Source organism: Hungatella sp. (assembly GCF_046966825.1).
Genome location: NZ_JBKVCZ010000235.1, coordinates 1 through 4,875 on the forward strand (window position 1 = coordinate 1; position 4,875 = coordinate 4,875).

Genomic DNA, 4,875 nt, shown 5'->3' on the forward strand with positions numbered 1-4,875 from the left:
ATATTGATTCACCTCCACCGGCTCAATCAGAAGTCCAAAATCAAGAAGCCCTTCTTCCAGCCGTTCCAATATTTCCATGCTGTTGCCGATATAGATATGAAAACAGATGTCGGGATGTTTTTCTGTCAGATGTTTGGCGGCTGTAGAGAAATAATGGAATGAGTCGAATTCTCCGGAACCAATATATACCTCTCCGCTGACGGCCTCCTCTCTTTTTGCCAATTCAGATTCCGTCTTCTTGACTAATGTTAAAATCTCATCTGCGCGTTTTCGCAGTAAAATACCGTCTTCCGTGAGGGTAATATTCCGATTGCTGCGGATAAACAGCTGCTTGCCGACTTCAAGCTCCAGCTCTTTCATCTGTCTGGATAAGTTTGGCTGTGTCAAATGCAGAGTATTGGCTGCTCCCAGAATACTTCCTTCCCGTGCTACAGCCAAAAAGTAGCTCAATGTGCGTAATTCCATAATTTTATATGCTCCTTCCACGAAATATCCTGAAGCTATATTGTTATAGTGATTATAGTATCAAAAAAAGATATACTTATCAAGTATATCTGGGTATAAAATACAAGTATTTGATATATCAACGTTTTTCTATTACAATGATTTCAGAGGTGATGGATATGTCTTATTTACCGCTTAATAGAAGGGATCTGGCGCAGACACTAACCGATTCCTGTTATCCGCCTGAAAAGATACAGCAATTTCTGGAGGCATATGATAACGGACAAAGGAAGGAATTAATTTCAGTTTTGTCTGCACACCGGAGAGCTCTTCTAAATAAGATTCATGAGCGACAAGGGAACTTGGATTGCCTGGATTATCTGATTTATCAGTTAAAGCAGCAGTCTGAAACAGCAAACAAAGACAAATCATAGGAGAGGGTCATATGGTAAAGAAGAAAAATCTGAATTATGAGGAAGTGGCAAAAAATATTATCGCTAATATAGGCGGTAAAGAGAATATCAACAGCGTCCGTCATTGCATTACCCGTGTTCGTTTCCGGCTTAAGGATGAAAGCAAGGCCGACGATGAGATTGTAAAGAATCTGGAAGGGGTGCTTTCCGTTGTTCATGGAGGCGGAGAATATATGACGGTCATCGGCGATGCGGTGGAAGATGTGTATGATGCGGTCTGTGTGCAGCTGGGAATGCAGAATGGGGCAGGGAGCGAAACAAAAGCAGAGGAAGAAAAGAAAGTGAATCCGGCCATGCGTGTACTGAATATGATTGTCGGCGCTGTTCTTCCCTGCCTGAATATGATCTGTGCAGGCGGTATCATAAAAGGATTGCAGACAGTACTTCAAATGACTGGTATGATTCCGTCCGGCAGCGGGATGGATTTAATCATCAGCGCAATGGGAGATGCGATATTTTTCTTCCTTCCGGTTTTCCTGGGAATGAATCTGGCAAAGGCGTTAAAGGGGGACGGATTTTTGGGCGCCCTTATTGGCGCAATCCTCTGCTATCCCACGATTAACGGTGTGAACCTGGAATTGTTTGGACATACAATTAACGCCACATATACCAGTTCCTTTCTGCCGGTTATCGCAGTTACGGCCGTTGCGATTCCACTGGCAAGATGGTTAAACAAATACATCCCCAAAGTGGTTGCCAATTTCGTGACACCGGTAATTACCCTGGCGGTTGTTATTCCGTTTGGATTTACCCTGATTGGACCGGCCGTCAATATGGCGGGCAGTCTGGTGAACACGGGGATTACCGCCTTGCTGGATACAGTTCCGCTGCTTGCCGGTATTATATTTTCCGCATTGTACCAGGTTATGGTTTTATTTGGTATCCATACTGCGCTGACATCATTTTCTTTCATGAGTCTTCTGGAAGGAAATCCGGACGCAGTCATGGCAATGTCCTGCCTGGTCTGCTTTGCACAGACTGGTGTTGTATTGGGGATTTACTGCAAAACCAGGGATAGAAAGCTGAAATCCATTGCACTCCCGGCGTTTATTTCCGGTCTGTTCGGGATTACAGAACCAGCCATTTATGGAGTGACTCTTCCGCGCATTAAAATGTTTGTATTGTCCTGTGCCGGAGCGGGTATTACCGGGGCCATCATTATGCTGACAGGTACGAAAATGTATAGTTTCGGTCTTGGGGTATTTGCGGTCCTTGGAATGGTGAATCCGGAAGCTCCGAATTTTATCCCTCCGCTTCTGGCCGTTGTAGTTCCGTTTGTGGTCTCATTTATGCTTGCTTACGTTTTACATAAAGATGAGGCAGTTCCTGCTTCTGACTCTGCACAGATAACTCCAGGCAGCGAAACAGCAGCCCATGAGAAATTTATCATCGAGTCTCCCGTACCGGGAAAGGTTGTTCCAATCAGCCAGGTACCTGATGAAACATTCTCCAGCGGTATACTCGGCAAGGGATTTGCGGTTGAGCCTTCAGAAGGAAAAGTATATGCGCCGTTTGACGGTACCTGCGTGACCATATTTGAAACCTTACATGCCATGGGCCTGGAATCGAGCAATGGGGTCAGCCTGCTGATCCATGTGGGACTTGAAACGGTTGGACTGAATGGGAAACCATTTAAGGCCCATGTCGGTAATGGAGATAACATTAAAAAGGGACAGCTGCTGCTGGAGTTTGATATAGATGAGATTAAGGCTGCCGGCTGCCCGGTTATTACACCAGTATTAGTTGCCAATGAAAGCGAAGTTGGCAAAGTTGCGATAGAAAATGATAAAATTGTGATTGGAGGCTAACAATATGAAATTTCCCGAAAATTTTTTATGGGGCGGCGCAGTTGCTGCTCATCAGTGTGAAGGTGGCTGGAATGAAGATGAAAAGGGGATCGGTGTTCCTGATATTATCACCAATGGGAGTCATACGGTCCCGCGGAGAGTTGATTCCAGCCTGGATCCGGAACTGTTTTATCCTACCCATGAAGCCATAGATTTTTATCACCATTACGAAGAGGACATCGCTCTGTTTGCTGAAATGGGATTTAAGGTATTTCGTCTGTCCATCAACTGGACCCGGATTTTTCCTACCGGTGAGGAAGAAGAAGCGAATGAGAAAGGACTGGCTTATTATGATAAGGTGTTTGACTGCTGCAGGAAGCATCATATTGAGCCCTTGGTGACAATTTCCCATTATGAACTCCCGTATGCGTTGGTAGAGAAATACAACGGCTGGGCTGACCGCCGTCTGATCGATTTCTATATGAATTATTGTAAGGTCATCTTCGAGCGTTATAAGGATAAGGTGAAGTATTGGCTGACGTTCAATGAGATTAACTGTGGTACGCTGTTCACTGGAACAACGATTGCAATCAGCACCATTCAGGGATATACAGGTCCTTCCCTGGAAGCTCCCGTCACAATGCAGACACGTTATCAGGCGCTGCACCATCAGTTTGTGGCGTCGGCCCGTGCTGTGAACTATGCCCATGAAAACTACCCTCAATTTAAGATGGGAAACATGATTGCATTTTTACCGGACTATCCTTATACCTGTAATCCGGATGACGTGCTGGCAGTCCAAAGCCATATGAGGATGGTGAACTGGTTCTGCTCTGATGTTCAGGTACGAGGCAGCTATCCCAGCTATTCCAGACGTTTCTTCGCAGAAAATAATGTGGAGATTCAGATGGAGCCGGGGGATTTGGAAGAACTGAAGAAGGGGACGGTTGATTTTTACACATTCAGCTATTACATGACGTTCTGTGTTTCCACCGACCCTTCTGTAGAGTGCGCCGCCGGAAATCTGTTGGGAGGGGCGAAAAATCCCTATTTGAACGCTTCTGACTGGGGATGGCAGATTGACCCCAAAGGTTTGCGCTGGACGCTGAACGAGATTTATGACCGGTACCAGATTCCGTTAATGGTGGTCGAAAATGGTTTGGGAGCACATGACGTGAAGGCAGAGGATGGAAAGATACATGATGAGTACCGCATTGATTATCTGCGTCAGCACATCGGGCAGATGGGCGAAGCGATTGCCGATGGCGTTGACTTAATCGGGTATACCCCATGGGGCTGCATTGACCTTGTCTCCCTGTCCACCGGCGAGATGGCGAAACGATATGGTTTTATTTATGTCAATAAATTTGATGACGGAACCGGTGACTTAAGCAGGGAACGCAAAGACAGTTTTTACTGGTACCAGAAAGTGATTGCCACCAATGGGAGCGACTTGAGTTAATATTGATAGAGGCTTTGTATTCTGATATAATGACATGAAAAGGGGGGCGGGAACATGGAACTTCGGGTGTTGAATTATTTTCTGGCGGTAGCCAGAGAGGAGAATTTTACAAGGGCGGCACAGATGCTCCATGTTACTCAGCCCACCTTATCGCGTCAGATTGCGCAGCTGGAGGAAGAACTGGGGGTAGAGCTTTTTACCAGAAGTAATCATAATATCATCCTAACGGAATCTGGCATGATACTGAAACACCGGGCGCAGGAAATGCTGTCCATGGCAGAGAAAACACGTCAGGAGCTGCTGCAGAGAGACGAGGAGCTTACCGGAAAAATTAGTATTGGCAGCGGAGAGTTTCAGGCCACCAGATTACTGGCTCAGATTATTTCTTCTTTTTCGGAGAAGCATCCCCTGGTCCAGTATGAGATTTACAGTGGAAATGCGGAAAACGTCCATGACCATATTGAAAGAGGGCTTTTGGACATAGGATTGATGGCAGAACCGATTGACATCCGTAAATATGATTTTGTTTCCATGCCGGTAAAGGAACGCTGGGGAGCCTGGGTATGCGCGGATTCTGACCTGGCACAAAAGGAAGGGATTGAGCCGGAGGATCTGATAGGGAGACAGTTAATCATCGCCAAAGGGGAATTTATGAAAAGCAGTATTGGAAAATGGCTTGGTGATTTAAACACCCAGGTGAAAATTATTG

Annotated in this window: 4 protein-coding genes; 3 read left to right on the top strand and 1 reads right to left on the bottom strand. The window is 45.8% G+C overall.

All coding sequences use genetic code 11. The annotated features are described in order from the left end of the window. Positions 1-465: LysR family transcriptional regulator (locus ACLTD4_RS32885; protein ID WP_412331926.1), on the bottom strand; the 465-nt coding region annotated here is incomplete at its 3' end. A gap of 424 nt (positions 466-889) precedes the next feature. On the opposite strand from ACLTD4_RS32885, the gene ACLTD4_RS32890 reads away from it, so the two are divergent. From ACLTD4_RS32890 to ACLTD4_RS32900, 3 genes are all read left to right on the top strand, one after another. Then, positions 890-2,725, top strand: a complete 1,836-nt coding sequence (locus ACLTD4_RS32890; protein WP_006779931.1) for a glucose PTS transporter subunit IIA — start codon at positions 890-892, stop codon at positions 2,723-2,725. Between the two features lie 4 nt (positions 2,726-2,729). After that, a complete protein-coding gene (locus tag ACLTD4_RS32895) occupies positions 2,730-4,166 on the top strand; it encodes a glycoside hydrolase family 1 protein (protein ID WP_006779932.1) in 1,437 nt (478 codons plus the stop codon). Positions 4,167-4,220: 54 nt separating this feature from the next. After that, positions 4,221-4,875, top strand: a 655-nt coding sequence (locus ACLTD4_RS32900) for a LysR family transcriptional regulator (RefSeq protein ID WP_412331927.1), incomplete at its 3' end; no start/stop codon positions are given.

Excerpts from the sequence above, each read along its gene's own strand:
- ACLTD4_RS32890 (WP_006779931.1), top strand. The coding sequence starts at position 890 with ATGGTAAAGAAGAAAAATCTGAATTATGAGGAAGTGGCAAAAAATATT.
- ACLTD4_RS32895 (WP_006779932.1), top strand. The coding sequence starts at position 2,730 with ATGAAATTTCCCGAAAATTTTTTATGGGGCGGCGCAGTTGCTGCTCAT.